The organism is Streptomyces sp. NPDC043878, assembly GCF_056435735.1.
This window is the reverse complement of record NZ_JBWKDW010000021.1, coordinates 111,136-136,938: the sequence shown is the minus strand read 5'-3', so window position 1 is coordinate 136,938 and position 25,803 is coordinate 111,136. Positions and strand designations below refer to the sequence as shown.

At 68.5% G+C, this 25,803-nt stretch carries 19 protein-coding genes and 7 pseudogenes; 10 read left to right on the top strand and 16 right to left on the bottom strand.

Features of this window, described 5'->3' with window-relative positions:
• Positions 1-549 precede the first annotated feature (549 nt).
• Positions 550-1,104: pseudogene (locus tag AC07AZ_RS27225) on the bottom strand (sigma-70 family RNA polymerase sigma factor); the annotation flags it as partial.
• 876 nt (positions 1,105-1,980) lie between these two features.
• Positions 1,981-4,797 carry an AfsR/SARP family transcriptional regulator gene (locus AC07AZ_RS27220; protein ID WP_478852187.1) on the bottom strand — a complete coding sequence of 939 codons (2,817 nt, stop codon included), beginning with the start codon at positions 4,795-4,797 and terminating at the stop codon, positions 1,981-1,983.
• A 44-nt stretch (positions 4,798-4,841) separates the two neighbouring features.
• Here AC07AZ_RS27220 and AC07AZ_RS27215 point away from each other — a divergent pair.
• Positions 4,842-5,630 (top strand): annotated as a pseudogene (locus tag AC07AZ_RS27215) (serine hydrolase domain-containing protein); the annotation flags it as partial.
• Between the two features lie 77 nt (positions 5,631-5,707).
• Here the strand turns inward: AC07AZ_RS27215 and AC07AZ_RS27210 are convergent.
• Together AC07AZ_RS27210 and AC07AZ_RS27205 are read right to left on the bottom strand one after the other, a co-directional pair.
• Entirely contained in the window at positions 5,708-5,845 is a 138-nt protein-coding gene (locus tag AC07AZ_RS27210; protein ID WP_478852185.1) for a hypothetical protein, read from the bottom strand.
• Positions 5,846-7,333: 1,488 nt separating this feature from the next.
• Positions 7,334-8,274: pseudogene (locus AC07AZ_RS27205) on the bottom strand (MerR family transcriptional regulator).
• A 334-nt stretch (positions 8,275-8,608) separates the two neighbouring features.
• Between AC07AZ_RS27205 and AC07AZ_RS27200 the strand changes: the two are divergent.
• Positions 8,609-9,871 (top strand): ParA family protein, encoded by a 1,263-nt coding sequence (locus AC07AZ_RS27200; protein WP_478852183.1) that lies wholly within the window; start codon positions 8,609-8,611, stop codon positions 9,869-9,871.
• Positions 9,868-10,950, top strand: coding sequence for a ParB/RepB/Spo0J family partition protein (locus AC07AZ_RS27195; RefSeq protein WP_478852181.1), 1,083 nt, complete (start codon positions 9,868-9,870; stop codon positions 10,948-10,950). Before AC07AZ_RS27200 ends, AC07AZ_RS27195 begins: the two co-directional genes overlap by 4 nt.
• Positions 10,951-12,115: 1,165 nt before the next feature.
• Here the strand turns inward: AC07AZ_RS27195 and AC07AZ_RS27190 are convergent.
• A complete protein-coding gene (locus AC07AZ_RS27190; protein ID WP_478852179.1) occupies positions 12,116-12,844 on the bottom strand; it encodes an SDR family oxidoreductase in 729 nt (242 codons plus the stop codon).
• A 76-nt stretch (positions 12,845-12,920) separates the two neighbouring features.
• On the opposite strand from AC07AZ_RS27190, the gene AC07AZ_RS27185 reads away from it, so the two are divergent.
• Positions 12,921-13,298: a MerR family transcriptional regulator gene (locus AC07AZ_RS27185; RefSeq protein ID WP_478852177.1), complete on the top strand. Its 378-nt coding sequence runs from the start codon at positions 12,921-12,923 to the stop codon at positions 13,296-13,298.
• 510 nt (positions 13,299-13,808) lie between these two features.
• A pseudogene (locus AC07AZ_RS27180) lies at positions 13,809-14,397 on the top strand (A24 family peptidase).
• Between the two features lie 34 nt (positions 14,398-14,431).
• On the opposite strand, the gene AC07AZ_RS27175 reads toward AC07AZ_RS27180, so the two are convergent.
• Positions 14,432-15,556, bottom strand: coding sequence for an XRE family transcriptional regulator (locus AC07AZ_RS27175; RefSeq protein ID WP_478852175.1), 1,125 nt, complete (start codon positions 15,554-15,556; stop codon positions 14,432-14,434).
• A gap of 101 nt (positions 15,557-15,657) precedes the next feature.
• Positions 15,658-15,825: a hypothetical protein gene (locus tag AC07AZ_RS27170; RefSeq protein WP_478852173.1), complete on the bottom strand. Its 168-nt coding sequence runs from the start codon at positions 15,823-15,825 to the stop codon at positions 15,658-15,660.
• Between the two features lie 433 nt (positions 15,826-16,258).
• Here AC07AZ_RS27170 and AC07AZ_RS27165 point away from each other — a divergent pair, with 433 nt between their 5' ends.
• Positions 16,259-16,396 carry a PH domain-containing protein gene (locus AC07AZ_RS27165; RefSeq protein WP_478852171.1) on the top strand — a complete coding sequence of 46 codons (138 nt, stop codon included), beginning with the start codon at positions 16,259-16,261 and terminating at the stop codon, positions 16,394-16,396.
• A gap of 7 nt (positions 16,397-16,403) precedes the next feature.
• Here AC07AZ_RS27165 and AC07AZ_RS27160 read toward each other — a convergent pair.
• Both AC07AZ_RS27160 and AC07AZ_RS27155 read right to left on the bottom strand, forming a co-directional pair.
• Positions 16,404-16,673 (bottom strand): annotated as a pseudogene (locus AC07AZ_RS27160) (glycosyltransferase); the annotation flags it as partial.
• Between the two features lie 31 nt (positions 16,674-16,704).
• Positions 16,705-17,397 (bottom strand): hypothetical protein, encoded by a 693-nt coding sequence (locus AC07AZ_RS27155; RefSeq protein ID WP_478852169.1) that lies wholly within the window; start codon positions 17,395-17,397, stop codon positions 16,705-16,707.
• Between the two features lie 351 nt (positions 17,398-17,748).
• Between AC07AZ_RS27155 and AC07AZ_RS27150 the strand changes: the two genes are divergently transcribed.
• Positions 17,749-18,975: a L,D-transpeptidase gene (locus tag AC07AZ_RS27150; protein ID WP_478852167.1), complete on the top strand. Its 1,227-nt coding sequence runs from the start codon at positions 17,749-17,751 to the stop codon at positions 18,973-18,975.
• A gap of 197 nt (positions 18,976-19,172) precedes the next feature.
• On the opposite strand, the gene AC07AZ_RS27145 is transcribed toward AC07AZ_RS27150, so the two are convergent.
• Complete coding sequence (locus tag AC07AZ_RS27145) at positions 19,173-19,685, bottom strand: DinB/UmuC family translesion DNA polymerase (RefSeq protein ID WP_478852165.1); 513 nt, start codon at positions 19,683-19,685, stop codon at positions 19,173-19,175.
• A gap of 281 nt (positions 19,686-19,966) precedes the next feature.
• On the opposite strand from AC07AZ_RS27145, the gene AC07AZ_RS27140 reads away from it, so the two are divergent.
• Entirely contained in the window at positions 19,967-20,686 is a 720-nt protein-coding gene (locus AC07AZ_RS27140) for a response regulator (protein ID WP_478852163.1), read from the top strand.
• On the opposite strand, the gene mscL is transcribed toward AC07AZ_RS27140, so the two are convergent.
• From mscL to AC07AZ_RS27120, 4 genes and pseudogenes are all read right to left on the bottom strand, one after another.
• On the bottom strand, positions 20,653-21,096 hold the full coding sequence (gene mscL / locus AC07AZ_RS27135) for a large conductance mechanosensitive channel protein MscL (RefSeq protein ID WP_478852161.1): 444 nt from the start codon (positions 21,094-21,096) through the stop codon (positions 20,653-20,655). The two genes, AC07AZ_RS27140 and mscL, sit on opposite strands and share 34 nt — an antisense overlap.
• Positions 21,097-21,309: 213 nt before the next feature.
• Entirely contained in the window at positions 21,310-21,777 is a 468-nt protein-coding gene (locus AC07AZ_RS27130) for a GNAT family N-acetyltransferase (RefSeq protein WP_478852159.1), read from the bottom strand.
• Positions 21,778-22,115: 338 nt separating this feature from the next.
• Positions 22,116-22,319, bottom strand: a pseudogene (locus tag AC07AZ_RS27125) (AraC family transcriptional regulator); the annotation flags it as partial.
• Positions 22,320-22,435: 116 nt separating this feature from the next.
• Positions 22,436-22,609, bottom strand: coding sequence for a hypothetical protein (locus AC07AZ_RS27120; protein WP_478852157.1), 174 nt, complete (start codon positions 22,607-22,609; stop codon positions 22,436-22,438).
• A 534-nt stretch (positions 22,610-23,143) separates the two neighbouring features.
• On the opposite strand from AC07AZ_RS27120, the gene ypfJ reads away from it, so the two are divergent.
• Positions 23,144-24,028: a KPN_02809 family neutral zinc metallopeptidase gene (ypfJ, locus tag AC07AZ_RS27115; protein ID WP_478852155.1), complete on the top strand. Its 885-nt coding sequence runs from the start codon at positions 23,144-23,146 to the stop codon at positions 24,026-24,028.
• Positions 24,029-24,165: 137 nt separating this feature from the next.
• On the opposite strand, the gene rpsN is transcribed toward ypfJ, so the two are convergent.
• A complete protein-coding gene (gene rpsN / locus AC07AZ_RS27110; RefSeq protein ID WP_478852153.1) occupies positions 24,166-24,414 on the bottom strand; it encodes a 30S ribosomal protein S14 in 249 nt (82 codons plus the stop codon).
• Positions 24,415-24,521: 107 nt separating this feature from the next.
• Here rpsN and AC07AZ_RS27105 point away from each other — a divergent pair, with 107 nt between their 5' ends.
• Positions 24,522-24,764 (top strand): transposase, encoded by a 243-nt coding sequence (locus AC07AZ_RS27105; RefSeq protein WP_478852151.1) that lies wholly within the window; start codon positions 24,522-24,524, stop codon positions 24,762-24,764.
• Here AC07AZ_RS27105 and AC07AZ_RS27100 read toward each other — a convergent pair.
• A pseudogene (locus AC07AZ_RS27100) lies at positions 24,752-24,811 on the bottom strand (hypothetical protein); the annotation flags it as partial. The gene AC07AZ_RS27105 and the pseudogene AC07AZ_RS27100 sit on opposite strands and share 13 nt — an antisense overlap.
• Between the last annotated feature and the right edge of the window lie 992 nt (positions 24,812-25,803).

Below are 25,803 nucleotides of genomic sequence, written 5' to 3'. Positions count from 1 at the left end.
TGGATCACCACGCGTGGCATCAAGACCGTCGCCGACCGCCTGGCGTCGGCGACGGATGCCCCTGAACGTCATGGCGACCTGATTCCGCGGGGCCGTGGGGCGAGCGCGGACGGGCTCAGGGTTCGCGGATTGCGGTCGCTTACCCCGCTCCGGCGCATGCCTCCGCCTCTGCCAGGCAGCGCGCCACCGGGCCCAGGGTCAGCGTTCCGCTAGTGTTCTGAGTCAGGAATTCTGTTCACATAGCTGGCGAGGCGTTCGAGGATCTCGTCTGCGGTCTTCGTCCAGACGTAGGGCTTCGGGCCGGTGTTCCCACACTCAGCTCGACGACCTTCTGGGCGGGCGGTCCAGCCGGACCAGGGTCGTCCTCGGCACCTCTGCTGTCGGAGTCGCCGAGGGGCCGACGTCACTGCCCGTCCGCGGAACTGTCCAGTATGACCCCGGCACAGCACGGCGAGCGGCACGCTCGGTGGCCCCGGAGGGGGTCGTCGAGGACCGGGCGGCGCCCACCGCCCGTGCCATGGCTATTTCGCCGAGTACGTCTTGTTTCTCCAGGGCCTTGCGCAGTGCGCGCACGGCGTAGAAGGCGCGGCTCTTGACGGTGCCGGGCGGGATGCCGAGGCGCTCGGCTGCCTGGGCCACGCTGCATTCCAGGTAGTACATGAGGCCGATAATGGTCCGATGCTGCTCTTTCAGCTCACGCAGTGCTACCAGCACTGCGTGGGAGGTGATCGTGGATCTCATGCCGTCCCACGATGTGTCCAGGTCCTCGACCGGCATCAGCTCAAGCGGCCTGATCTGCCGAGCGCGGTGGTGGTCGATGACAAGGTTCCTGGCCACGGTGAACAGCCACGGCCGGATGTGGTCGCCGCGGGTGCCCAAGAACCGGGCGTGTTTCCAGGCACGGGCCGCGGTCTCCTGGAGGATGTCCTCCGCCTTGTGCCAGTCGCCGTCCAGCAGCCGCGTGGCGTACCGGACGAGCAGAAGTCCGTACTGATCGTAGACGTCTCGGATGAAGGCATCGCAGTCGGCGTCCGAAGTGACGTTCCGGGCATGCGCCCGAGCCGGAGCGAGGGTGGTGGTCCCCGCTTCCATGATCCCGTTCATGGTGGCGCCCAATCCTGTTCAAGTGTTCTGTGGCGTGCCTCCCGCATGCGCGGGCGAGTGGCTCAACCCTCGTAGGGAGCCCTTGGCCAAACCTTGTCGTCTCCTTGTCGTGCCCCTTGGCGTCTCTCGCTGACCGCCCCGGCCAGGCCCTGGCATCCGCTGCGGAGCGCGCTTCGGGCCGAGTCGCACACGGAAGGACCGCCGCCGTGCCGTTCGGGCCGAAGGGGGGCGGAGCGGGTGCCCGCTCGTGTCGCGACGTCCGTCACGTGTGTTGAGTGCCCACTTCGCACACCGGGCCCGTAAGGGCTGAGTGGAGGCCGACGGTCAGCACATGTGGCTTAGCGGATGGGAAACCTGGAAGGCCATCGACCAGGAAGCCGTCGGCCGGTGGCGGAAGAGCGTTGGCGCTGTCCTCGGCGAGATCTCCAAGGAGGCGCCGACGATCTCACGGCGGCCGCCAGGTCCGGATCCTCGACGGTTCCTTCCCGCCCATCCCCAGCAACGCTCAACTTCGGGCCGACCACCGGCGCGAGATGCTACAGGCGCGGCTCGCCCGTGACGGCGCCGAGGACGGCATCGACTGCGGGATGAACCGGAGAGCCGCGCGCCACGTTCAGCAGACCGAACGCCTGCACATCGGGGCCTGCGGGCCAGGCGGCGACTGCTCGCTCGCTGACCCGGTGCCCAGGTCCGACACGGTTGCGCACAGACCCGTCGTCCACCCCTTCACTCTGTGCGCCATTGGGCTGCTTGCCCGCGTGGACGACAAGGGCGGTTGCCGGCGCCCCTCGATCGTGTTGCTCCGCAGCACGGCACCATCTCGGAAGGAGAACTCCACCTATGACGCGCACCCTCTCCCGGCTCGGGCTCGTCCGCTCAATACACTTGGCGCCCAGGATCACCACTCCTCGGCACCGGGAGCTGATGGTCCCCGGCCGCCCTCTCCGGCACGATGGGCGTGGGATCCGCATCCATGTCCAGGGCGGTGAGCCGGTCACGGACCTGCTGGGCGCTGTGCGACATGGCTCGCTCGTCGGCGCTTTGGAGGGCGTGGACCCAGTCCGCTCGTGCGCCTTTCCGGTCGCCCGAGGCCAGCCGGGTGTCGCCCAGCCGCATCAGTGAGCCGATGGCGTTCCTGTGGTCACCCAGTTCCTCGAACGCCCGTGTCGCCCGCTGGTAGGTGGCCACCGATTCCTCGTAACGGCCGAGCTGACGGAGGTTGTGGCCCAAGATGTCCCAGGCCTGGGCCAGCTGCCACGGCGCGTCCAGGCGCTGGAACAAGGCGATGCCCTCCTCGCTGTACTGAAGGCTTTTCTCGAGCTGCCCCAGGTTGGAGTGGAACCAGGCGAGTTCGACGAGGCACTCGGCCAACCACAGCTCTTCACCTGTCTCCCGGGACAGCTCCAGTCCCCGCTCCGAGGACGTCACGGCCTCCTGGATCCGGCCGAACAGGAACAGCGCGCACGCCGTGACGTAGTGGGCTCGGGCCTGTTCACCGGTTGCGTCGAGCTCTTCGAAGATCGTGGTGGCGAGTTGCAGGTGGTGCAGGGCTTGTTCCTGGTGGCCGAGATAGCCGTGGATGCCACCGAGGTGGCGTAGGCAACGGCCCTCTTCGAGGCGGTCGTTCTGGCGCCGGGCCACTTCGAGGGCGGGGGTCAGTGCCGTGATCGCTTCGGGCCAGTACTCCTGGCGGTGGAGATAGTCCTTGAGTGACCAGGCCAGCCCGGTGGTGTGGTGGTCCAGCTTCTGGCTGACGGCGGTGTGGAGCAGGCCGGTCAGCACCCGGTGTTCGTCGGTGAGCCATCGGGTTGCCTGCTTGATGGTGGTGACGTTCTCCGGGGTGACGCCTGGGCTGGGTGCACCGAGGTCGAGCTCGGGCGTTGTGTCGTGTTTCAGGAGCTGGTTGGCCTCGTAGGCGCTGAACATGTAGTGGTCGAGGACCCGGAGGGTCGCGTGGTGGCGTTCGTGGGTGGTGTCGTGGGTGTGGGTCAGTTCGGTGCCGTAGCCACGCAGGAGGTCGTGCAGGCTGTAGCGGCCGGGCAGTGGTTGTTCCACGAGGCAGGAACTGACCAGGCCGGCGAGTGCGCGGCGGGTTCGGGAGAGGGGAAGGCCGGTGAGGCTGGCCGCGGCGGGGGCAGTGATGTGGGGGCCGGGGTGCAGGGCCAGGAAGCGGAAGAGCCGGGCGGTGGGCTCGTCCAGGGACTGGTAGGACCAGGAGAAGACGGTGCGTACGTCGGTGGTGGTGTCGAAGCCGGTGAACGCGTCGAGGCCGCCGTGGGTGTGTCGCAGATCGTCGGCGATGGCGTGAAGGGGGAAGGAGGGATCGAGTTCGGCGCGGGCGGCGACCACGGCCATGGCCAGGGGAAGTCGTCCGCACAGGCGGATGATGTCGGCTGTGGCGGTGGGCTCGGCGACCAGTCGTTCGGTTCCCAGGCGTCGTTCGAGGGCTTGGTGGGCCTCGCTTTGCGAGGGCAGGGGGAGGGTGAGGGGTTTGGCGCCGTCGGTGGTGATCAGGCCGGGGAGTTGGTTGCGGCTGGTGATCAGGGTGAGGCAGCCCGCTCCCGCGGGGAGCAGGGGGCGCACTTGTTGCTCGTCGCGGGCGTTGTCCAGGACGAGGAGGATCTGCCGGTCGGCGAGGAGGCTGCGGAAGAGTGTGCTGCGGCCGGGGGTGTCTTCGGGGATGCGCTGGGCGGGAACACCGAGGGCGGTGAGGAAGCCGTGCAGGGCGTTGCCGGGTTCGACGGCCGGTGCGTGGGGGTGGAATCCGCACAGGTTGACGAAAAGCTGTCCGTCGGGGAAAGCGGGGGCGATGCGGTGGGCGTGGTGGACGGCGAAGGTGGTCTTGCCGACACCAGGAGCACCGCTGATGACGACGACAGGGGCAGCGGTCGGTCCGGGCCGGCCCGGTGCACCGCTCACGGCCGACAGCCACGCCTCCTCGGCCGCCCGCCCCGCGAACACCGGGAGAATACGCGGTAGTTGTGCCGGGCGCGCCAGGGGCGGCGACGTGGTTCCCTCATCATCCGTGGCTGGGACGCACCTCGCATCGGACCGATCGGCCGCGTCGGCTGGTTCGTCGGCGTCAACGCCGACGGGCGCGGTTGCCTCGCCCTCGTCCGGCACCCCGGACATGGCCGGCCCGATGGGTTCGCTGCCGTGCCCGGCACCTCCGCCGGGGACGGATGCCGCGCCGAATCTGTTCAGTTCATCGGCTGAGTGAAGGGGTGGCAGGTCGTGGTGAAGGATGCCGTGGTGCAGGGCGCGTAGGGACGGGCCGGGTTCGAGGCCGAGTTCGTCGGCGAGGTGCCGGCGCAGGTCGGTGTAGCGCTGAAGCGCTTCGGGGTGCCGGCCGCCGAGGTACAGGGCACGCAGCAGCAAGGCCCAGCCGGTTTCCCGCAGGGGATGCTCTGTGGTCATTTCCCGTGCCGCGTCCAGAGCTTCGGTGACTCGTCCTTGCAGGAGCAGGGCCGTGGTGCGGATCTCGCGGGTGGTCTGCCGCAGTTCTTCCAGGCGTGCTGCCTCGTGGGTGGCGAACAGGTGGTGCGCGGCGTCGGCGAACGGGGTGCCGCGCCACATCTCCAGGGCTTTTCCGGCCTCTTCCACGACGCGTTCGGGCCGGCCCTGCTCCATGGACCGGTGTGCCTGGGCAAGGGCCCGCTCGAAGCGTGCGGTGTCACGGCTCTCGGGCGGCACACGCAGGGCGTAGCCCAGGGGTTCGGTGACCCACCTCGGGGCTCTCCGGCTGGCAGCAGCCCTTCACCATCGACGATCTGTACGACTGGCCGACCGCGAGCGCCCGGCTGGCCGCGCAGGCGCCCTGGTGGGAGCCGGGCAGTGCCTCGGGCTACCACGTGCAGACTCAGGGACAGCTGGTGGGAGAGCTTGTCCGGCGGGTCAGCGGCCGTACCCTGACCGAGTTCGTCGACACCGAGATCGCCAAGCCGTCACAGGCCGACGTCCAGATCGGTGCGCGGCAGGCCGACTGGCCGCGCATCGCCAAGCTGGTGGCCCCGTCGCAGCTCCCCGAAATGCCCGCCGACCTCGATCCCGAGGGCATCTTCACCAAGACGTTGCTCGGAAGCCCCGCCCGGGACGAGCACGTCGACACCCCGCAGTGGCGCCGTGCCGAACTCGGAGCCGTCAACGGACACGGCAACGCACGAGGCATGGCCCGTGCCCTCTCCGTGATCTCACGGCACGGCCAGGTGAACGGCCACCGGCTCCTCTCCGCGGACACGGTGGACAAGGCCCTCGACGTACAGACCGACGGAAACGACCTGCTCCTGGGCGTTCCCGTGCGCTGGGGCATCGGCTTCGCGCTCGCCGACGCCAGGACGATGCCGCACATGCCCACCGGACGGGTCTGCTTCTGGGTCGGCCGGGGCGGCTCGATCGTCATGATGGACCTCGACCGGCGCGTCACGTTCTCATACACGATGAACCGGCTGGGCGACGGAATCCTCGGCTCGGAGCGCACCCTCAGCTACATGAGGCATGTCTACGAAGTCCTGGACTCCACCGACTGAGCCCGCCCGTTCCATCCCGGAGGCCCGGACCAGGAGCTCCGTGGGCGAAGCCGTGACTCACCGGTTCAGCCCGCCCGTCAGAATGCCGTTCCCGTGTTGTGCTCCCGGCACGGTGCGAGGGAGCACCACCCGATGACCAGGGCGTTGATCAGCGCTCCGAGAACGATGGAGAGGTAGAACGTCACGGTGCTCAGGGGCAGGACGAACAGCAGCACGGTGCCGGCCGGGAAGGTGGGCGAAGAGCGGGAGGACAGCTGCCATGGATTCCCCGGAGGCTGCCGGCAGCGTCAAAGCGAGCAGGAGTGCGCAGGGTATGAGGTACAGGCGCGCGGCGAGCGTGCCCAGGGCGCGGCGCGCGGAGCGAAGGAACACCGGTCGCTGTGAGTCAACGCGGCCTCGTCCGCGTCGAGTTCCACGACCATGGGCTTGTCGCCACCGGCCGCGCGAACCGTTTCGCAGGCATGGTAGGCAACCACGTCCACAGCGGTGGGCAGCCGTCTCGGCATACGGTCAGCCAACCGCATCTCGACCTCACGGCCGGTGGCCCGGATCTGGAGGGCGCGGAGGTCGAGAGCCTGGAAGCGGCTGACCACCGTGCCCCACGCAGCCACGTTCGACGCCCGCGAACGAACATCCCGTTCCCGGGGTGAACCTGCCCTGTCTTCTCATCGTTGGACAGGACGAAAGACGTGCTGTCCAGGCAGTTGGGGTGTCGGGCGATGCTCCAGGGCCACGTCGGGCGGCAGCCGGGCAGCCGCTCTCCGGGGCCGCTGTCGCGTGTCGCCCATCATCCGTCCGATCCGCGCTGACGGCCCCGCGCCTCCCGATCAAGCTACAGCACGCCGCTGACAGCCCTCAGCACCACTCAGCACGGCGCCAGTCCGATCACATGATCGGTTAGTGAAGGGCAGGCTGCGCAGTCAGAGCCTGGCCACATGCTGATGGCGGCGTATTACATGCCATTGGAGGTGAGCAAAATCCGTGTGCGCCTCTCTCGCGGCCTTTCGCGCGCTTCCAGGACCGATGACACCAGCTCGCTGGAGAACGGCCCCCAGGGACCCCATTCTGTGAGTCGATTTTGAGCCTCCTAGTCCCAATTGGTGGTTTTGTGCTCGTCGCCCTCTAATCTGCCCGCAGTGTGCTGAAGATGCCTCACGGCGCCGTCGCCCCGGCCAGAGCGAACGGCTGTACCGCTGTGGCGACCGTCGTAGGCGCCCCCTACCTCCGCGCACGCCATTACGGCGTAATAGCTCCTCCCGGGCGGGTGGCCAGCCCGCCCCCGTTTCACTGAACCGAGTCGTTCTCTCAACGAACCGAATCGTCTGCTTCCGCCTCAGTGAACCCAGTGCCGCATCAGAGAAGCTTCGCCCTGTTTCTCGGTGAGAAGATCACTGGCAGGCGCCGGACTGACGGTCTCGGATCGACTGGGACGGGGAGACTTTGAGAGTGGCCGAGGATGAGCCCTGGACGGGTGACGATCAAGATCACACTTACTTCGGAGACTGCGCAAGCTGCACCACTCCCCCACGTTTGCGAAGTGACTGATCCCTCCAGGTTCCAGGGCGAAGAACGAGGAGCAGGCGAGGCCCACATAGCGGTGTCGAGGACGACGCGTGTACTCACCGGCCCTTCAGTCGAGCATGGGGCGGCGTACTCACCGGATACCGATTCATCTCCGTCCCTGCCGCCGTGGGATCGCTCCGTCAGAGGGGTGTCCGGACGCGCAGGGCCTGGATGGACCAGTCGAGCACCGGCGCCAGACTTTCCGGGACCGGCCAACCGTTGATCACCGCGAGCAGACGCAAGTACCTCTCCCTGCAGGGATCGTTCACGCTGTGCAGCCGAGACGACAGTCGGCTGCGCAGCTCGATGCCGTCGGTGCAGCCAAGGATGCATGCGTAATGCGCCGTGAACGCCGCGATGATTGGGCCGGCCTCGGGCGAAGCCGGGTCGGTCCCGGCGGTCAGAGCCGGGCCGACCTCATCACGGACGACCGCGACGATGTCGCGGCGCGGGCTCACCGCGTTTCTGTGGGCCATCTCAGCAGCATGATCCTCGGCCATCCGCTGTACAGCAGCACGGAAATCTCGGCCCAGGGACAGCTCAGCCAACTCCAACCATGCAAGCACTTGTTGCGCCTCGGGGTCGTCGGGCAGCTCGGGAATCATCGAGCGCATGACCCCCGTAAAGGCGGGAGCGGGACCAAGACCGCCGAAGACGGCGTCCAGGAAGCCGTCGATCAGACGCCGGCGTTCGTCTGCGGAGAGATGGGCCAGTTTGTGCATGAGTTCGGTCTCCTCAAGGGTGGACCCGCGCGCGCGACCACTGCCATGAGCACCGCCTGCCGCAGGCGCAGGATGCGGATCTGAACGTCCAGTGCGTCGGCGTGCGCCGCGGCGACCTCGGGAAGCGTGAGCTTCCGGTCCACGACCCTGCGGATCGTGGAAAGTCCCAGTCCCAGCTCGCGCAGGGTACGGACGAGGGTCAGGCGTGCAGCAGCGGCCATGTCGTAGAAGCGGTAGCCGGCTGGGCTGCGGTTCGTCGGCACCACGATCCCGCGATCGGAGTAGAACCGGATGGTCTTGACCGTGAGGCCGGTCTGCCGAGCGAGTTCGCCGATCGAATGGAGCGTGTCGCCGTTCATGACCCCACCTTCACGTCTCCCCTTGCCGGAGACTCAAGCGTCGACGCCGTCCGGTGTCGACCTCTCCCCGTGCCCAAGCCCTGACAGATCTTCCTCTGCCGTAGCGGCCCCGGTTCCAGGGGGTGAAGCCACGGCGGGCAGCGCCCTCCAACAGGACTTGCTGGTGGCGCTATTACGGCGTAATAGACGGCTCGGGGCGGTCCGGATCCTGCGAGGCTGTATTACGGCGTAATAGAGCCCAGGAGCAGAGGGCTTGGTCTCGGAGACCTACCAACTACGTCTAGCTAACGTGTCGGTGCGGCAAAGGATCATGCACGTTAGTAAGGTGTCTTCCATGAGCTCTCCAGCCACCTCCAGCGACCGCGAAAAGGTCGTCTCCAAACTGCCGGGATGGCTCCGGCAGAACCTCAAAATCAGGGCCGCCCAGCACGGCATCGAGATCCAGGCAGCCGTCGAACAGGGCATCAACGACTGGTGCAGCCTGGCCTCCACCCCAGCCACCGTCGACACCGCCGGCGCCGACTCCTTCTCGACCTTCCTCCCCCCGGGCCAGTGGGAGGAGTTCCGTCAGATCACCACGGACCGGCGCGTCTCCCTGATCCAGGGCCTGGCCCAGTCCGTCCAGCTCTGGCTCGACTCCAACCCCGCACCAGACGTCGAGCGCCCCGAGATCACCCGCCGCATCATCGTCTGCAACCAGAAAGGCGGCGTCGGCAAGACCGCCATCACGGCAGGTCTCGGCGAAGCACTCGCTGAAGACCCCAACTCACTCCAAGCGGTCCGGGTGGCCAAGGCACTCGCCAAAGCCCTGCGCGCCAGCGAAACCCAGTCCGACAGTGAGCCGGCCAGTGACTCACTCGACATCGAGAACCTGCCCGGTCTCGGCCTACGGGTCCTCCTCGTCGACTTCGACCCCCAGTGCCACCTCACCAACCAACTCGGCGCCACCCCCCTGCCGATGAACGGCGACAGCCTCACCACCCACATGGCGGGTGACCCCAAAGGCGACCTGCGCGACCTCATCGTCTCCATCGCCGACGACACCTTCGACGGCCGGCTCCATCTGCTGCCCGCCTGCAACGACGCCTTCCTCCTCGACGTACGCCTCTCAGCCGTACGCGCCCGCGAAGCCGCCCTAGAACGAGCCCTCGCACCCCTCGAAGCCGACTACGACGTCATCGTCGTCGACTGCCCCCCCAGCCTCGGACTCAGCATGGACGCCGCCGCCTACTACGGCCGCCGCCGCGACGGCGAAAAGCTCGGCCAGTCCGGCGCCCTCATCGTCGTGCAGGCAGAGGACAGCTCCGCCGACGCCTACGACCTCCTCACCACCCAGATCGACGACCTGCGCAACGACCTCCAGGTCGACATCGACTACCTCGGCATCGTCGTCAACCTCTACGACTCCCGCCGCGGCTTCATCGCCACCTCCTCCCTGCAGGGATGGGTCGACATAAAGGATCCACGCGTCATCGGCCTCATCGGCGATCTCAAAGAACAGAAGGAAGCAGTACGAATGAAGCAGCCTCTGCTCTCGTACGCACCCAAGTCACAGCAGGCGATCGGCATGCGCGCACTGGCCCGGGAGATCGCATGAGCAAGGCCGACCAGCTCGGCGCCGGCCGATTCGGCGGCACGGTGCGCCCCGTCAGCGCCCGCCGCCAGGCCGTCGCCGCCGCGACCGGAGTCCCTACCGAGGCTGTAGCACCCCCCACCGAACTGCCCACGAGCCGCATCAGCCTCAACCCCGACAACCCCCGCTCCACCCTGGGAGACCTCACCGACCTCGCAGGCAGCCTCAAGACACACGGGCAGAAGCAGGCGATCACGGTCATGAACCGCGACGCCTACATCAAAGCCAACCCCGAGCGCGAAGCAGACCTCGAACCAGATACCAGCCACGTCGTCATCGACGGCAGCAGCCGACTCGCCGCCGCCCGCGAAGCCGGCCTCGCCACCCTCAAAATCATGGTGAGCGACGACCAGGGCAACACCTCCGAAGAACTCCTCGAATCCGCCCTCGTCGCCAACATCCACCGCCAAGCCCTCGACGAACTCGACGAAGCCCGCGCACTGCATCGTCTGCTTGCCATCCACGGCAGCCAGGTGGCTCTGGCCAAACGCCTCCACCGGTCCCAGGGATGGGTCTCACAACGCCTGGCACTGCTCAACCTCACCGAAGAACTCCAAGAGCGCATCGGCCAGGAGCCCATCGACCTGCTACGCGCTGTCGGCGGGAAGCCGGCCGACCAGCAAGCGGCGGCCTTGGAAGAACTGAAGGCCGAGCGCGCCAGGAAGGAAGCAGAGAAGCCGACCCGCAAGCCCGGCAGACGACCCAAAGCGACGGTGTCCGACGGTGTGGCAACCGGCAATACCGACGACATCAGGGTGGGGGAGTGGGACAACGAGAGCAGCACTGGGACACCAGTACCCGAACCGCGTACTCCCACTGAGGTCGCTGAGTCCGAGGAGCAGGCGGAGCAACCGCAACAGCCGCGCACCTTGCCCTACGACGACCCGTACTTCATCGCCATGCACTTGACGCGGAAGATGGAGGAGCCGGCCTTCTTCGAGATGCTCCAGATGCTCAACCGGCTGGGTAAGGAACGGAACCCGGCGGCATTCGAGAAGGTCCTGCACCAGCACACCGAGGCCTCCGCAAACCAAGACAGCTGAACGCAGCACTGGCAGCTTGGCAGGGACCGGTCACGCGAGCCCCCGAAACGGAGGCGCTGCGGCGTCTATTACGTCGTAATAGACGCCGCAGCAGCCAACAGATCAAGACGGCCTTTACAGCCGGCCCCTGCACAGCAGGGTCAGGAGCCTTGAGCCCATGCGTGAGGTCGTGCAACTCAACGAAACGGTGGTCCGCCGCGTCGTACTGCAGGACACGCTCCCCATCCCTGCCGCCCCCCGCCCAGCCCAGCGCCTGAGCGGGCAGCCCTACACCCTGCCCGAAGACGCTGCCGAATGGATCGAGGCGCTCAGGACCCTGCGGCAGGACGCCAACAACCCGCGATTGCACCCTTCCGCGAGTACATCGCCAAGGCCTCTGAAGGACGTCTCTCCTAGACCACGCTCGCTACCGCCCGCATCATCCCCTTATGCGTGCGCAACGCTGTGCACCGAAGGACTCACACTCCCTACCTCGACCGCTCTTGAGCCCCTCTGCTGGGTGACCCGGAGCGAGGTGCGTGCGCACGCTCGTGGGGCGATGCGCACCGCCGTGCGGGGATGAACCACATGGTGCGCACCGGACCGGGCGTGCGCGGGAGTGTCATGAATCAGGTGTGATCCTCCCCGAAGGAGTCATCTGATGAGTACGACGACAGGTCACCTGATTGAGACCGTGGACCGCGGGCGCAGGACGAGCAGTCCACCCACGGTCGAGCGGGGGCGGCCGCCGACTTCGCATACGCCCGTCTGCTGACCGACTCACGTGGAGGGGGCGGCCGACGCCCTGACTTCCATCTGGACAGTACCGGCCGAGCAGCGCAACACAGGCATCGTCGTGCGAGCGGCCCGCATCGGCAGGCACCTGGCGCGACCAAAGTTCCACGGTGCGCAGCTCCCCACGGAACTACGCGAGCAGATCGAGGACTTCACCCCGGCCTCCCCGCCTTATCGTCTCGGCCCGCCCGTGGCCCTCCTGGCGATCGAGTCCTGATCACGAGGAGGCGACGATCTGCGCCTCCTTCTCCGCGGCGATCCCGTGTTCCGCCCGAAAGGGGAAACCCAGCAGTCGTCAGCGCCACGACACCACGAGTTCAACCTCAAGTAGAGGGGTTCGAGAGGCCGATGGAGAAGCAGCCGACCGAAGTCCGTGCGGCCCGAGGGGCCCTCAGGTGGCCATCAGCGCCGCCAGGGCGCGGTCCATTGCGGCGTTGAACTCTTCCGGCGTCAGCGGCAGACGGGACTTGACGTCCCGGCTCCACTGGTCGGCGAGGACCTCGGCGGAGCCCGCCTCGACACCGTCGAGCGCCGCGTCGGCCAGGTCCGACGGAGCGATCTTGTCCACGGGCAAGCCCGCCGCCATGTCGGTGTCGGCCAGGCCGAGGTGTACCGCTGTGACGAGCGTGCCCTGCTCGGCGAGCTCCAGGCGGACGCCGTTGGTCATGGCCCAGGCGGCGGCCTTGGTCAGGTGGTAGGCATTGGCGCCCTTGCCCCCGAACCACGACATGGCGGAGAGGACGTTGACGATCGCGCCCCCGCCGTTCCTGGCGAGCGCCGGCGCGAACTCCCGGATCATTCCCAGGTGGCCGAACATGTTGGTCTCCAGCTCGTGCCGCACCCCGTCCAGCGAACCGGTCACCAGGTCGGTCCCCGTACTGATTCCTGCGTTGTTGATGAGCAGCGAGACGTCCGGGGCGGCCTGGGCGGCGGCCCTCACGGATGCGGGATCGGCGATGTCGAGGGGCAGCACCTCGGCCCCGGGCAGGTCCACGGTCTCCGGTCGGCGGGCCGTCGCGTAGACCTTGCGGGCGCCCCGTTCGAGCAGCCGCTGGGCGAAGGCGCGGCCCAGGCCGCGGTTGGCTCCGGTGACAAGGGCGACGGAGTTGTTGATATCCATGGCCTGTACGCTAAAACCTGACGCTAGCGTCAGAGGCAAGTGCTGGTCGTCAGGGCCAGGGGTGAGAGGAATCACGATGACTGTCGCAGTGGCCGCAGCCGAGCGGTTGATCCGCATCGGCGAGGTGGCACGAGGTGCCGGCGTCTCCGTGCGCGCCGTGCGCTACTACGAGCAGCAAGGGCTGCTCGTCGCGGAGCGCAGCCCGTCCGGCCAGCGCCTGTACCGGCAGGACGCCATCGCCCTGGTCCGCTTCTTCCAGCAGATGTTCGCCGCCGGCCTCACCAGCCGAAGGATCACCGAACTCCTGCCATGCTGGGACGCCGGGCACACCGACGCCGAGCAACGAGCCATGCTGCGCGCCGAGCGCGAGCGCATCCAAGCCAAGATCGACGACCTGCAGGCAACCCTGGACCACCTCGACGGGATCATCGCGATCACGGACACACACCCGTAGGCACGGTCGGCCAGACGTCTCATCAGCGATCCAACCTCGCTGTCCTGGCTGGGGCGATGAGCAGTCCTCGAGGGGGAACTGCTGTCGGGCGGCCGACGCGATTTTCGGTGTTCGGGCAGGGCGGAGACCAACGCGGTGGTCTGGTTCTCCAGGCTCTTTCCTGTCATAGGCCGTCAGGGTTTGCCGGTCAACTGGCAGGACGGTGTAGTGCGGCCATGCGATGGAAGGCCTTCCGCTGGTCGGCCGTCCCATCAGCCAGACGTCCGGGTCTTCCGCGTCGAGGCGGGGGTGTTCCGTTGTCCGAGTCGTACGCGAGCACTGCGGACGCGTCCTCCCCGCCGATGCGGGGGTGCTCCGGTGCGGCCCGGACCCGAGTTCCGGGAACGGGTGTCTTCCCCGCCGACGCGGCGTGTTCCGCCGAGCTCCTCGGCAACGGACTCGTCATCGTCGTCCTCCCGACGCAAGGCTGCGTAGACCCGCACACGCGAAGCGGAGCTTAGGCTCGGTCGGGTGGAGACGCTCTGGATCATTGCGGTGGCCGTGCTCTGGGGTGCGGGTGTGGGCCTGCTCATACCGCGTGCCGCGTACCGGCTCTCCGTGCCGCCCGATGAACCGTGGCGAGCAGCGTGTCCTGCCGGCCACCCCTTCGAAGGTGCCGTGAACGGATGGCGGGGGCAGGCCCGCTGTGCCGACGGCGACTCGTACGGCCCCAGCACGCCCATCCTCGCCGCCGTCTCAGCCGCGGCCTGCGCCGTTCTGACGGCCGCCACCGGCGCCCACCCTGAGCTGGCGGTCTGGCTGCTGCTCGCCCCGGCCGGGGTGCTGCTCGCCATCGTCGACTACACGATGCACCGGCTGCCCGACATCGTCACCCTGCCGTTCGCCGCGGCCGCGCTCGCCCTGCTCGCCGCGGCCGCGCTGCTGCCCGGGGGCCGTCCTGATTGGCACCTTCGCTGGATACCTACTTGGTGCGCTGTACGGGACTGGCCCCATTCTCGTGCGCCGTTCCGGACGCAAAACAGCGATCCCGTTCGGCCCGTTCCTCATCACCGGAGTATTCGTCGGAGTACTGCTGGGTTCCCACGGTTCTTGGTCGTGAGGACCCGGGCAGCGACAGGTTGACGGGTTTCGCGCTATGCGGCAGCGAGCTGGAGGAGTTCGGGAACTCCCTGGGCGTGCTGGTAGTGCTGGAAGCGGGGGGAGAAGGTCGTCGATGAGCTGTAGGCAGCGCGGTGCTCCGATGCGACGGGCCAGGAGTAGAGACTGGGTGGCGGCGGCCGCGGCGGGCTCGGGTTCCTTGAGGTCGAGGTAGCTTGCGGCACGGTAGGTGAGGAACACGCCTCGGGTTTTGTCCCGGGCCGGGGGCAGCAGGCGTTCGCCTTCGGTGATGAGCTGGTGGGCGTGGCCGGTGTCGCCGAGGTCGAGGAGGGCCTGGCCGGAGTCGACGGCGAGGTCGGCTTCGGACCCCAGGCGCACCAGGCGGGCCGGTTGGTGCCGGCGGCGTTGAGGTGATTCTCTGCCGAGGCGAGGGCACGCAGCACGGCGCGTCGCTCGCTGCGACCGCCTCGTGCGGCGAGGGTGCGGGCGAGGCGTAGCTGGAGCAGGCAGCGGGCGGCGGGGTTTTGGACGCGGGCCAGGGCGTGGTTGAGGATGCTGGCCGCGATGGCGTGATCGTCGCGCCAGGCGGCCTGATAGGCGAGATCGCCCAGAAGGCCGGCGCCCAGGTCGTTGTCGCCCGCAGCGTGAGCGTTGTGCAGACCCGCGATCCAGCTCTGACTGGCGTGGGGGTGGCGACCTTGGTCGAAGCTGTGCCAGGCGACGGTATGAGACAGGGAGGCCGCAAGCGTGTGCAGACGCAGGCCGAGGGCGGGGGTGTAGCGGCCGTGTGCGAGCAGTTCGGTCACCGTGGACAGGTGGGCATCCAGCAGCGTGGCGGTGTGGTGGCGCTGGTCCGTGGCAAGGCCGGCGAGCTGCTGGGTCGTGGTCTCCAGGAAGGCGACGAAGTCTTCGCGGATCGGTTTCCCGTCGCCGGCCTGGCCGAGCGCGGTAGCCGGGCTGACGGCCCAGTTCGCGGCAAACGCGGACAGGGCGGCGCCGGAAACGGTGAGGAAAGTACGGCGGTCCATGGCTGTTCGCAGGGCCTCTCTGAGGGCGGGCACGGAGCTGTCCGGCCCGAGCGGGATGACGCCGTCGACGGTGAGCGGCAGCCAGTCCGGTGACTGCTTCCCGTGCGGGACTCCCCGGGGACTCCCTTTCAAGCCACGGAGCTTGGTTCGGAGTTCGCGGTGCGTCTGCTGGATCGGGCCGGAGGCGAAGGCGTTGTTCGTGCTGGGGGAGCGGCGGCCGCTTTGCGTGCGGTTCAGGATGTGACGGTGCCGTAGACGTCGACGGGGGGCGGGAGAACACGCAGCCGGTCGTGGAGGTCTTCGGCGTGGCCGCCGGGACGGGTGGCGAGCGGTTGGTCGAGGCTGTGCAGGCGGGCACGGGCAGTGGAGCGCAGGCGGCTGGACGGAACCCGGTCGAGCACGTCCAGGCCTCGTTGGGCCGCGTCGGACGGCTGGGTGGAGGCTTCCGCCTGGGCCAGAACAAGGGTGGCGGCCGCCCATCCCGGGGTGCGGCCGTGCAGGCGGCCGCGGAGGCCTCGGTCCGCGAGCGTGCCTGGTCGGTGCGTCCGAGCGCGAGGTGGGCCTCGGCCTGGTGCAGCGCGAGCTCGGCTGCAACGAATCCGAACCGGCCCGGCGCCTCACCAGCAGGGTCGGCTTCGAGGTGGGTCAGGGCTTCCTGGAAGGCGGCGTCCGCTTTCCGGTCGCGGCCCTGGCGAGCGAGCGTGGGCAGCAGGGCCCAGGCGTGCAGTTGGGCGGAGACGAGACCGCGGGGAGCGGCGGCGCTGCCGCGCTCGGAGGGGGAGAGGGCGGCGGGGGAGAGGGCGGCGGGGGAGACGGCCGGCGGCGCGGGCGACCATGCTCGACAAACTCGGCTTCTACCTCCCCGGCCGCGATGTCCCCGACCCTATGGGCCAGGGCGACGATGTGTTCAACGACTGCGCCGTGCTGATCGAGGCGGGCACGACGCTGCACATCGGCGGACACCGCGCGTAGCAGGCGGTCAGCCGGATGCGGCGGAAAGGATCACGTCTACGAGCCGGTCCGCCGCATCCGGCCTCCCGTGAGCCCGGGCCCGCTCCGCCATCGTTTCCCGCAGTGCGGGATCGGTCAGGAGCGGCCCGATGGCGTCTCGGAGGTGATCTGCCGTGACGTCACCGAGCAGGGCGACGGCGGCTCCGGCCTCTTCCAGGTGGCGGGCGTTGTGCGCCTGCTCGTTCCCCGCCGAGGAGGCGAGCGGGATGAACACGGCCGGCTTCGAGATAGGTGTCACGTAGCGGCCCAAGGGGTCGGTGAGCTTGGGCTCATTGCCGGACGGCGGACCAAACCGGCGCCACCACTGCACCCAGTACGCGGTCCGGGCCACGATCCCCCTCAGGGAACGCTCCCGGCACCCTCGCCTTGATCTCCCGCTCCAGCCGCTTCGCCGAGGGCCGCTGACCATCAGCCCGGAACGCCTTCAGCGACGGGATACCCGTCTCCGGATCGATCCCCAGGCCCTCGTTCTCCGGGTACCCGGCGTCCGCCGCTGCGGCGGCACCTCGCAGCTTGTCCTCCAACTGCCTGCGGCGGAAGAACTTGGCGTCGAACTCGGCGCTCTCGCCCGCCTCACACAGACCGACCCCCACCAGGTAGGACCCCAGCGTCTCCTGGACGACCTCCCAGGCCAGCAGCTGCTCGGACCAGTCGGCGTACTCCTCCGAGCCGACCACCGCGACGTCACCGGTGCGCGGCTCCTCGGCGAGCGCGGTGAAGACCATCGCCTCGAAGTGCTTGCGCACGAACTGCCCGGTCCGGGTCTTGTCGACCACCGCCTGGCGCCAGTTGTGGGTGGCGAAGGAGATGTCGACCTCCTTGCCCTCTTCGTTGAAGGCGGTGATGTACTCGCCGCGGGCCGCCTGGTGCCGCTGGGCGTGCGCGAGTGCGTCCAGCACCCGGCTGTCCTCGCTGGTCGCGGTGAACTTCAGCTTGTCGTTGTCGGCCAGGTCGAACATCACCGCCCGAGTGTCTGAGGTTCAGTCGCTTCAGTCGCTGAGCCCTCTACGGTTGCTGCACCCAATGAGAGTCTGCACAAGCTTCCTCGACCGCAGGTCCCACACCCGAACGGTGTGATGAAACAGGTCACCGCGAGACGTGTCGCCATAGGCCCTGCACCGGTCGAAGAGAGAGCGGATCGATCACACACCATCCGGCCGTCGGGCGGGTCTCAGTGACACGCACGTAATGTGTGAAACCAGCCACAATCTACCCATCAAAACGGACTAATAAGTAAATTAGCTCCCTCAGGGCTGATTGCCCCTCTGTCAATCAGCCGGGGGATTCAACGACCAGCGGCCTGGGAGAAGCGTTTGATCACCGCACGCAAGCGATGCACCGTGCTGATGGCTTCGGCCGGGGCCCTCGCACTCACGGCCCTGGCCGGTACGAGCTACGCCACCACCGGTGACACCGGGGCTCACCCGGAACCGCAGGCACAGGCACAGGCACATCAGGCGAACACCCAGGAAGTTTCCGACGCTCGAATAAAGATCACGCCCGGCCAAGCCCACGGCATCGGGATCAACGACCTCGTGAAGGTCACCGTCAGCGACGGCAGGCTCACCAAGGTGACCATGACCGCCGTCGCGACCGGTACCGAGGTTCCGGGCACCCTGTCAGCGGACGGAACGTCCTGGAAGCCGAACGGCCCACTGAAACAGGCCACCCGATATCAGGTCGCCGCGGAGGCCGAGGACGCGAAGGGCCGCCCCGCATACGAAAACGCCTCGATCTCCAAGGTCTCCCCGGCCAACGACTTCCTCGGGCACCTCTCCCCCGAGAACGGCTCGACCGTCGGCGTGGGTATGCCCGTGACCTTCAACTTCGACAAGGCGATCGGCGACAAGACCGCCGTGGAGTCGGAGATCCACGTCAGTTCCAGCAGCGGCGAGAGGATCGTCGGCCACTGGCTCAACAGCAGCCGGCTGGACTTCCGCCCCGAGCACTACTGGAAGCCCGGCTCCACCGTCACCGTCAAGATGAGCCTCGACGGCGTCCAGGAGACGGCTACGTTCAAGATCGGCCGGAGCCAGATCAGCACCGTCGACGCCAAAACGAAGCAGATGTCCGTCGTGCGGGACGGCAAGACGATCAAGACCATCCCCATCTCGTCCGGCAGCGCCGAGCACCCGACGTACAACGGCCGGATGGTCATCTCCGAGAAGTACCGGCACATACGCATGAACGGTGCGACAGTCGGCCTCACGGAGAAGAACGGCAAGCCCTCCTACGACATCGAAGCCGTGCCGCACGCCATGCGCCTGACCACCTCGGGCACGTTCATCCACGGCAACTACTGGGGCGGCGACTCGGTCTTCGGCAAGGTCAATACCAGCCACGGCTGCGTCGGCCTGAAGGACGTCAGGAACGCCGGCGAGGGCAAGCAGCCCGCCGCATGGTTCTTCGACAACTCGATGACCGGTGACGTCGTGATCGTCAAGAACTCCGCGGACAAGGCCACCCTGGCCCCGGACAACGGCCTCAGTGACTGGAACATGCCGTGGAACACGTGGGTCTCGGGCAGCGCATCGAACTGACGCCACGTCGCTCACGCACGCGCACCTGAATCCTCCCGTCAGGCGGCGGCCGGCACATCACCGGCCGCCGCCTGACTCTGACCACGTCGTTTCCAAAGAGCACTTGCATGCAACAGGTGGAGCCCCGCCCGGTCTCTCGGGTTCTAATGAACGTCGCAACACCCCGTCCGGGCGGGCGATGAAGGACAACAGAAGCACTATCGGGGGCGCCCGAACGGCAAGAGGGTGCCCCCGAGGTCAAGCAGAGATTCCTCGAACTGATACACGAAGGCGTGAGTATCAGAGAGGCCAGCCGCATCGTCGGCATCAACCGTCGAACGGGCCAGGAGCGGACCAGCGGCGCGGTGCGCGCGTGAGGACCACCAAGGCAGGACGCAATCGAGGGTGAGCTGCCGGGTGGCTAGGTCGTCGGACTGAAGGGCGTCGGCGCGAAGGGCGATGCTGCGGACTCGTGCGCGCTGTAGGGCCCAGGAAGTCGTAGAGCGCGTATGCGGTGCGGGCCAGGAGCACGGTGTGCTGGGTGGTTCGGGCAGGGTGCGGCCGCGGCGGGTGGAGCTCGCGCCGGCGTAGCGGACGGTCAGGGCCACGCCGGCGGCGATCTGGTCGCAGGCCCGTAGGCGGGCGCCGAGGTCGTCGGCGAGGGCGAGCAGGGCGCGCCGGTGCTGGGCGGGGTCGAGTTCGTCGTGGTCGAAGGGGTGCTCGCTGCTCATGCTGGCCGGCGTGGGAGTGGGGGTCGACGGTGGTGGTGTCTTGGCCGTGGGCGCGTTCGTGGAGGGCGCGGCCCGGGCGGGCGCCGAGGAGGCGCTGCAGGGTGAGTTGGGGGACGTCCGCGACCTCGCCGACCGTGTGCAGCCCGTAGTCACGGAGCGTCGCGGCCGCGGGTGCCGACGCCGGGCAATTCCCGGACCGCCAAGGGCGTCGCGCCCGTCGACGGCACGTTCTCCTGCCGCAGCCCCGCCGGGGGCCCGACTGTCATCGCCGTGGAGCTGCCGTGCGCGCCGTGATCGCCGAGGATTCCCTCTTGCTGCGCATCGGCGTGGTCAAGGTGCTGGAGGCGGCCGGCTTCGAGATGTGCGCGCAGGTCGCCGACGCAGAAGGGCTGCTGGCGGCCGTCGAGGAGCACCGGCCCGACATCGCCGTGGTCGACGTGTGCATGCCGCCCGGCTTCACCGACGAGGGAGTACGCGCCGCGCTGGTGATCCGCTGCCAGTACCCGCGTACCGCCGTGCTCCTGCTGTCGCAGTACGTGGAGGAGCGGTACGCCGCCGATCTGCTCGCCGCCAACACCTCGGGCGTCGGCTATCTGCTCAAGCAACGCGTCGCCGACGTCGAGAAGTTCGCCGAAGCGGTACGCCGGGTGGCGGCCGGCGGCACCGCGCTCGACCCGCGGGTCGTCGCGCAGCTGCTGGTGCGCCGGCACAGCGATCCGCTCGACCGGCTTACACCGCGCGAGCAGGAGGTGCTGGAGCTGATGGCGGGCGGCCGGTCAAACTCCGAGCGTCACATGGCCGAGTCAGCCGCCGTCCTGCCAGACGCACCGAGATCAAGCTGGGCGCGGCACAGCTGCGGCTCCCGGCTTCGGCCTGGATTGGGCGCAGCGAGCCCCGTCGGTGACTACGGTCATCACGGACGTGCCCGCGCGGGCCCGGCAACCCAGGCTGGGCCATGGAGGTCGGGTCACCCGGCGCGTTGGGTTGTCTCTCCGGCCTGAGCGGGTACGGCGGGCAGGGAGACGGTGCAGGAGGCGCAGCGTCGGGCCTGGGCGGGTACGGGGCTGAGGCATTCGGGGCAGTCCCGTTTGGGGGCCTGGACGTCTTGGTGCGGGGCGAGGCGTTCGTGGAGCTTGTTGATCGGGAGGACGACCAGGAAGTACAGGGCGCCGGCGAGGAGGAGGAAGCTGATCGCCGCGTTGATGAAGGCGCCGTAGGGGAACTTGGTGGCGCCTGCGGTGAAGGTCTTGTGGCTCATGTCGCCGGTGGCGCCGGTGGCCAGCCCGACGAGTGGTGTCAGGAAGGCGCTGACGAAGCCGTTCACCACGGCGGTGAACGCTGCCCCGATGACGATGCCGACGGCCAGGTCGACCACGTTGCCGCGCAGGATGAAGCTGCGGAAGCCCTTCACCTTCTCACCCCTAAGAGGCTCTTGACGTCGACGGGCGGCACCGAAACCGCGGTCAGCCCATCCCTTTTGGCCTCGGATGCCCCACCACTCGTCCCCCATGCCTGCTCCGCCGCGCGGCGCGGTGATGTACCAGTTCACCAAGTGGCGCGACGACGGCAGGCCATCCATGACCTGCTGCGCTGGCAGGTGCGCTGTGACCGCTGAGCGTTGGGGTCAGCCGCTGACGAGCATCGGGGTCGAGGCGGAAAGTGTCTGGTGAGCGTGGGGGCAGGTCATGGCAGAAGCGGTTGCGGGAATGCGCATCCGGCGCAGGAGATCACGGGTGGTGCGCTTGCGCAGCGTGCTGCGCCAGGTCAGTCCCGGGTGGCGGGACCGTAGGTGTGACAGCGCACGGGTGCCCAGGCCGGTGCCGTGGAAGCGCTCGTCGATGACGACGGCGGTGATGACACCCCGGGCGCAGTCAGCGCAGATCCGGTACCGGACCTGGCCGACGACCTGGCGGGTGTGCACGAGGAGCAGGCATTCGTCGCCCGGGCCGGGGTCGTCCGGGATGTGCGTGGACAGGAAATCGATTGCCCGGTAGGCGAGGACGCGGCGGCGCAGGCGGCCGGTGCGCCGACCTCGGCGTGAGTGCTTCGCGCCGAGACTGCTGCTGGTGGGACGCGCATGTAGTCCGTGCATGACGTCTCGTGTGCCCGAACAGCCGACAGATACCCGTCCAGCGCGCGGGACCCCCGCCCGGGGGCACCCTCTTGTCCCGGGCCGGCTGCCCGATGGACCTTCACGGCATCCGCACGCTGCATCGCGGTTTTCGCGCGCCGGAATAGCGAAATGGGCCGGTTGTGAGCGACGGTGGAATGGGAGGTGCCTCCTGTCCAAGCACTGGTGGCGTCCCGGTTCGCCGCTGCCGCCATCGGCAGAGCGCAGGCAGGCGCGATGGCGCCCCAGATGTCGAGGGTGGGGGTGACGGAAGGCGGATGGCCGACCTGGAGCTGCAGGCCAGTGTCTTGGCGAACGTCACCAGCCAGCACGCCCTCGGCTTCGGTGACAAAGTCCATCGGGCGCTGCCCGGTCACCTCTACACCGTTCATCAACGTGACCACGGGTGTCGGCGTCGTAATAGAGGCTTCCAAGCCGTCCTTGCCGCACTGGTTGATCAGCGCAGAAGCGATGAAGCCGTCGAGTTCGTTGAGCTCGTCGAAAGCGACCACGGCTACTTGCATCACATCTCCTTCAAGCACGGCCACGGATCATCGTGGCGAGAGCCGGGTCAGCGACCGGCTCAGGGTGGGCGACCTCACTGCGTGGCGCTGGCTCACCAGCGAGCGGCGGGCCAGCGTCACGGCACGAAGACGACGACGAGGACGAGGACGCGCGGACGGCTGCGGTGCTGCGGATGGCCCTCGAGGAGCTGCCCGAGCACGTCTGGCAGGACGTCGCCGACGTGGGCGATACGCCGCTTGGGCGCGGCCAGGGCCGTGTCCTGGGCTCGCTGCCGCCCATCACCCTTCACCAGAACCAGCAGTGGCGGCGGCAGATGGCCCGCTGCTTCGACGACCTAGCCGCCGAACTCGGCCGAGACAGGCGCCGTCCGCCCGCGCTGCACCGGCGAGGAGATGGCCCTGCATCTGCCCGGTCTGAGAAATGCCCGCTGGCCGACGGACACGCCCGCATTCTCTGGGTGCTGCCGGTGACGGCGGCCGAGATGGAGTACCGCCGCACGCACGGTCACGAAGCCCTTGAAGGCTCTTCGACGAGTACGCGATCGGCCCGACCGACCCGCGGTGGCCGTCCGTCGTCTGAACCTCGCGGGCACGGTCTCGGCACCGGCGACAGGCGGGGCCCGGCTGCGCGGTCGAGGGCATGGAGGGGCCGTTACCGCGCACGGGCGGTCCGCCGTTCACCCACAGAGCGGCGTCGCGGCGTCGCCCGCCGGCTCCTCCAAGAGGCGGAGCAGGAAGAGGACGGGATGGGGATGTCCTCGTACGGGGTAGGCGAGCGGGACGACGCGGGGCGGCCCGGCGCGCTGCTTGAGGGAGGGACACGTATGCAATTCGACGACGATGCTGCTCTGGACACGTCCGAGGTCGAGGACGGTCGGGGAGGTCTGGGCGGGATCCCGGGCGGCGGGAAGACCATCGGCGGGGGACTGGTAGGGCTCGTGGTGCTGGTCGCGTCCGTGCTCTTGGGTGTCGACCCCGGCATGTTCGGCTCGGGCAGCAGCGACACGTCCTCGTCCGGCAAGTCAGCCGCGGACCTCGCGGCGGACTGCCGGACTGGTGCCGACGCCAACCGCAAGGAGGAGTGCCGGATCGTCGCCGTGGTCGACAGCGTGCAGGCATTCTGGAAGCAGACGGAGACAGCCGCTGGCAAGCCCTACCAGCAGGCCCCAACGTTCCTGTTCACCGGCAGCGTGAACACCAGTTGCGGGACAGCGACTTCCGACGTCGGCCCCTTCTACTGCTCAGCCGATGACAAGGTCTATCTCGACCTCGGCTTCTTCAACGACCTGAGCAACAAGTTCGGCGCCAAGGGCGGCCCGTTCGCCGAGGCCTACGTCATCGCGCACGAATACGGCCACCACTTCCAGGACCTCAGCGGAACGATCTCCCGCGGCAGCGGAAAGGGCCAGAACAGCGGCTCGGTGAAACTCGAGTTGCAGGCGGACTGCTACGCCGGAGTGTGGGCCCACCACGCCACCACCACCCCCGACCCCAAGAGCAGTAAGCCACTGATCACCGACTTGACGAAGGACGACATCAACCGCGGGCTGGACGCGGCCGCCGCCGTCGGAGATGACCGTATCCAGCAGCGCTACCAGGGCAAGGTCACACCCGACACCTGGACCCACGGCTCCGCGAGCCAGCGCCAGCAATGGTTCTCCACCGGCTACCGCTCCGGCCGCGTCGCCAGCTGCAACACGTTCAGCTGACCACACTGACAACCACGGCACGATGCCCGGTTGTGGGCCGCCGCTGGTGGGCAGATCGCGACAGCACGCCCCGGGCGAGCGTCATCGCGCGCGGTGATATCCGTGGAACCCGGCTGATTCCTGAGAAGCGCGCCGGGTCACCAACTGCTGTTGGTCACGCCAGGGAGCTCGCCCCCGTGGGCCATCTCCCGTACGCGGATGCGGGACAGACCGAAGGCGCGCAGGTAGCCGCGGGGGCGCCCGTCCACGGAGTCGCGGTTGCGTAGGCGGACGGCGCTGGCGTCACGGGGCTGTCGGCGTAGTTCCCACTGGGCGGCGGCGCGGTCCTCGCCGGAGGTTGGCCTCAAGCGTTCCGCGGGCAGTTCGATCTGGGCGCGGCGCGTCACAGGCCGGCTCGAGCAAGCGGCGCGCCCGGGCAGCAGTGAGGTCGCTGCCCAAACGCACACCACATTGCAGGATCGCGCGGGCGAGCAACCCGGGCGGTACGACGGCGATGTGGCTGAGAGACCGCCTCGACGGGCTGTGGGGCGACGAGGACTTCGCCGACTGGTACCTGCGTGACGGTCGTCCCGGTCTGTCGCCCGCCCAATTGGCGACTGTCTGCGTGCTGCAGTTCCTGCTCGGCCTGTCGGACCGTGAGGCCGCCGAGGCGGTCCGCTGCCGCATCGACGTCAAGTACGCCATGGCCGCCGCGGCGGTTACGCCCGCACCGGTGCCGACGTCCAGCATGCGCTGACCGGGGCGCAGTTCAAGTTCTTCCAGCAGTGAGGCGGTCAGGCCCATCACCGTCGTCATCGACGCTCCCGAGCGCGTCCCGCGGGTTCGGACCAGCAGCGGCTCCCCGTCGTGAGGACCAGCACACTGCCCCCACCATGGAGCAGCCCGAGCAGCCCGAGCAGCTTGGGGCGGTCCTGCGGCGCCGACCAGTCCAGAAGATCCCACCGCGGAGGATCCTCTCCCGGCGCGCTCCGCCGACTCGGCAGGCGCTCAGCTCAAGGCGCTGGCAATACTTGCCTTGTGACGGACCCTACTGATGGGAATCGAGCCCACCTCGGCAGCCCCGGTGGCCCTGCGCCGTCACGACCGCCGCAGCCTGCGGGGCTGGGCTTAGCGTTCAACATGTTCCACACGGAGGACCGCCTGGACCGTCTCCACGAGCTGACCGGCGGCTGGCCGCTCATGGTCAGCCGAGCACATCTCCTGCATGGCGAACTGGGCGACCCCGACGAGGTGTTGGGCCGCCTGGCAAACCTACGCACGGACCGGGCCGAGGCCGGCGCCTTGGCCGAGGCGACCGGTGTGTTCGCGGACCCGCTGCTTGCCGCTGGGTCCGGTCGCCTTTTACGGTCACCTTGCCGAAAACCGACCAGACACGGCGAGGTACACCCCGGCGAGGGCCATCCCGTTACGGGCCGCGCGTCCGGCTGACGCCGGGCCCGGCGTACGTATCCCGGCGGCACGCTGCCCTGTTCACGCCACCTTCCCTACGGCCGAGACCCTGGAGGCCAGGCTCATAGGGGCGCACGAGGGATGACCCCAATTTGTCACCGGTCCCGATGGGGCCGAAGCTCGCCCGGCGTGCTCGGTGTGACAAGCTCGCGACCTCGTTTGCAGCCGTGATCCCGTCCGGACGCGATCAGTCGATGCCCGGGTCACCGGCCTCTTCATGGAGCCGGGTGGCGAGGTCTTCGGCCCACTCCAAGGCCCATGTGCGGAGAGCACTGATGGTGGCCTCGTCCAAGCCGTAGGCCGTGAAGGCTTGGTCGTGTGCGGCC

Bases quoted from the DNA above. Each gene is read 5' to 3' on its own strand.
- AC07AZ_RS27200 (WP_478852183.1), top strand. From the start codon at position 8,609: ATGAGCTCTCCAGCCACCTCCAGCGACCGCGAAAAGGTCGTCTCCAAA.
- AC07AZ_RS27195 (WP_478852181.1), top strand. From the start codon at position 9,868: ATGAGCAAGGCCGACCAGCTCGGCGCCGGCCGATTCGGCGGCACGGTG.
- AC07AZ_RS27190 (WP_478852179.1), bottom strand. From the start codon at position 12,844: ATGGATATCAACAACTCCGTCGCCCTTGTCACCGGAGCCAACCGCGGC.
- AC07AZ_RS27185 (WP_478852177.1), top strand. From the start codon at position 12,921: ATGACTGTCGCAGTGGCCGCAGCCGAGCGGTTGATCCGCATCGGCGAG.
- AC07AZ_RS27165 (WP_478852171.1), top strand. From the start codon at position 16,259: ATGCTCGACAAACTCGGCTTCTACCTCCCCGGCCGCGATGTCCCCGAC.
- AC07AZ_RS27145 (WP_478852165.1), bottom strand. From the start codon at position 19,685: ATGAGCAGCGAGCACCCCTTCGACCACGACGAACTCGACCCCGCCCAG.
- AC07AZ_RS27130 (WP_478852159.1), bottom strand. From the start codon at position 21,777: ATGCACGGACTACATGCGCGTCCCACCAGCAGCAGTCTCGGCGCGAAG.
- ypfJ (WP_478852155.1), top strand. From the start codon at position 23,144: ATGCAATTCGACGACGATGCTGCTCTGGACACGTCCGAGGTCGAGGAC.
- AC07AZ_RS27105 (WP_478852151.1), top strand. From the start codon at position 24,522: ATGTGGCTGAGAGACCGCCTCGACGGGCTGTGGGGCGACGAGGACTTC.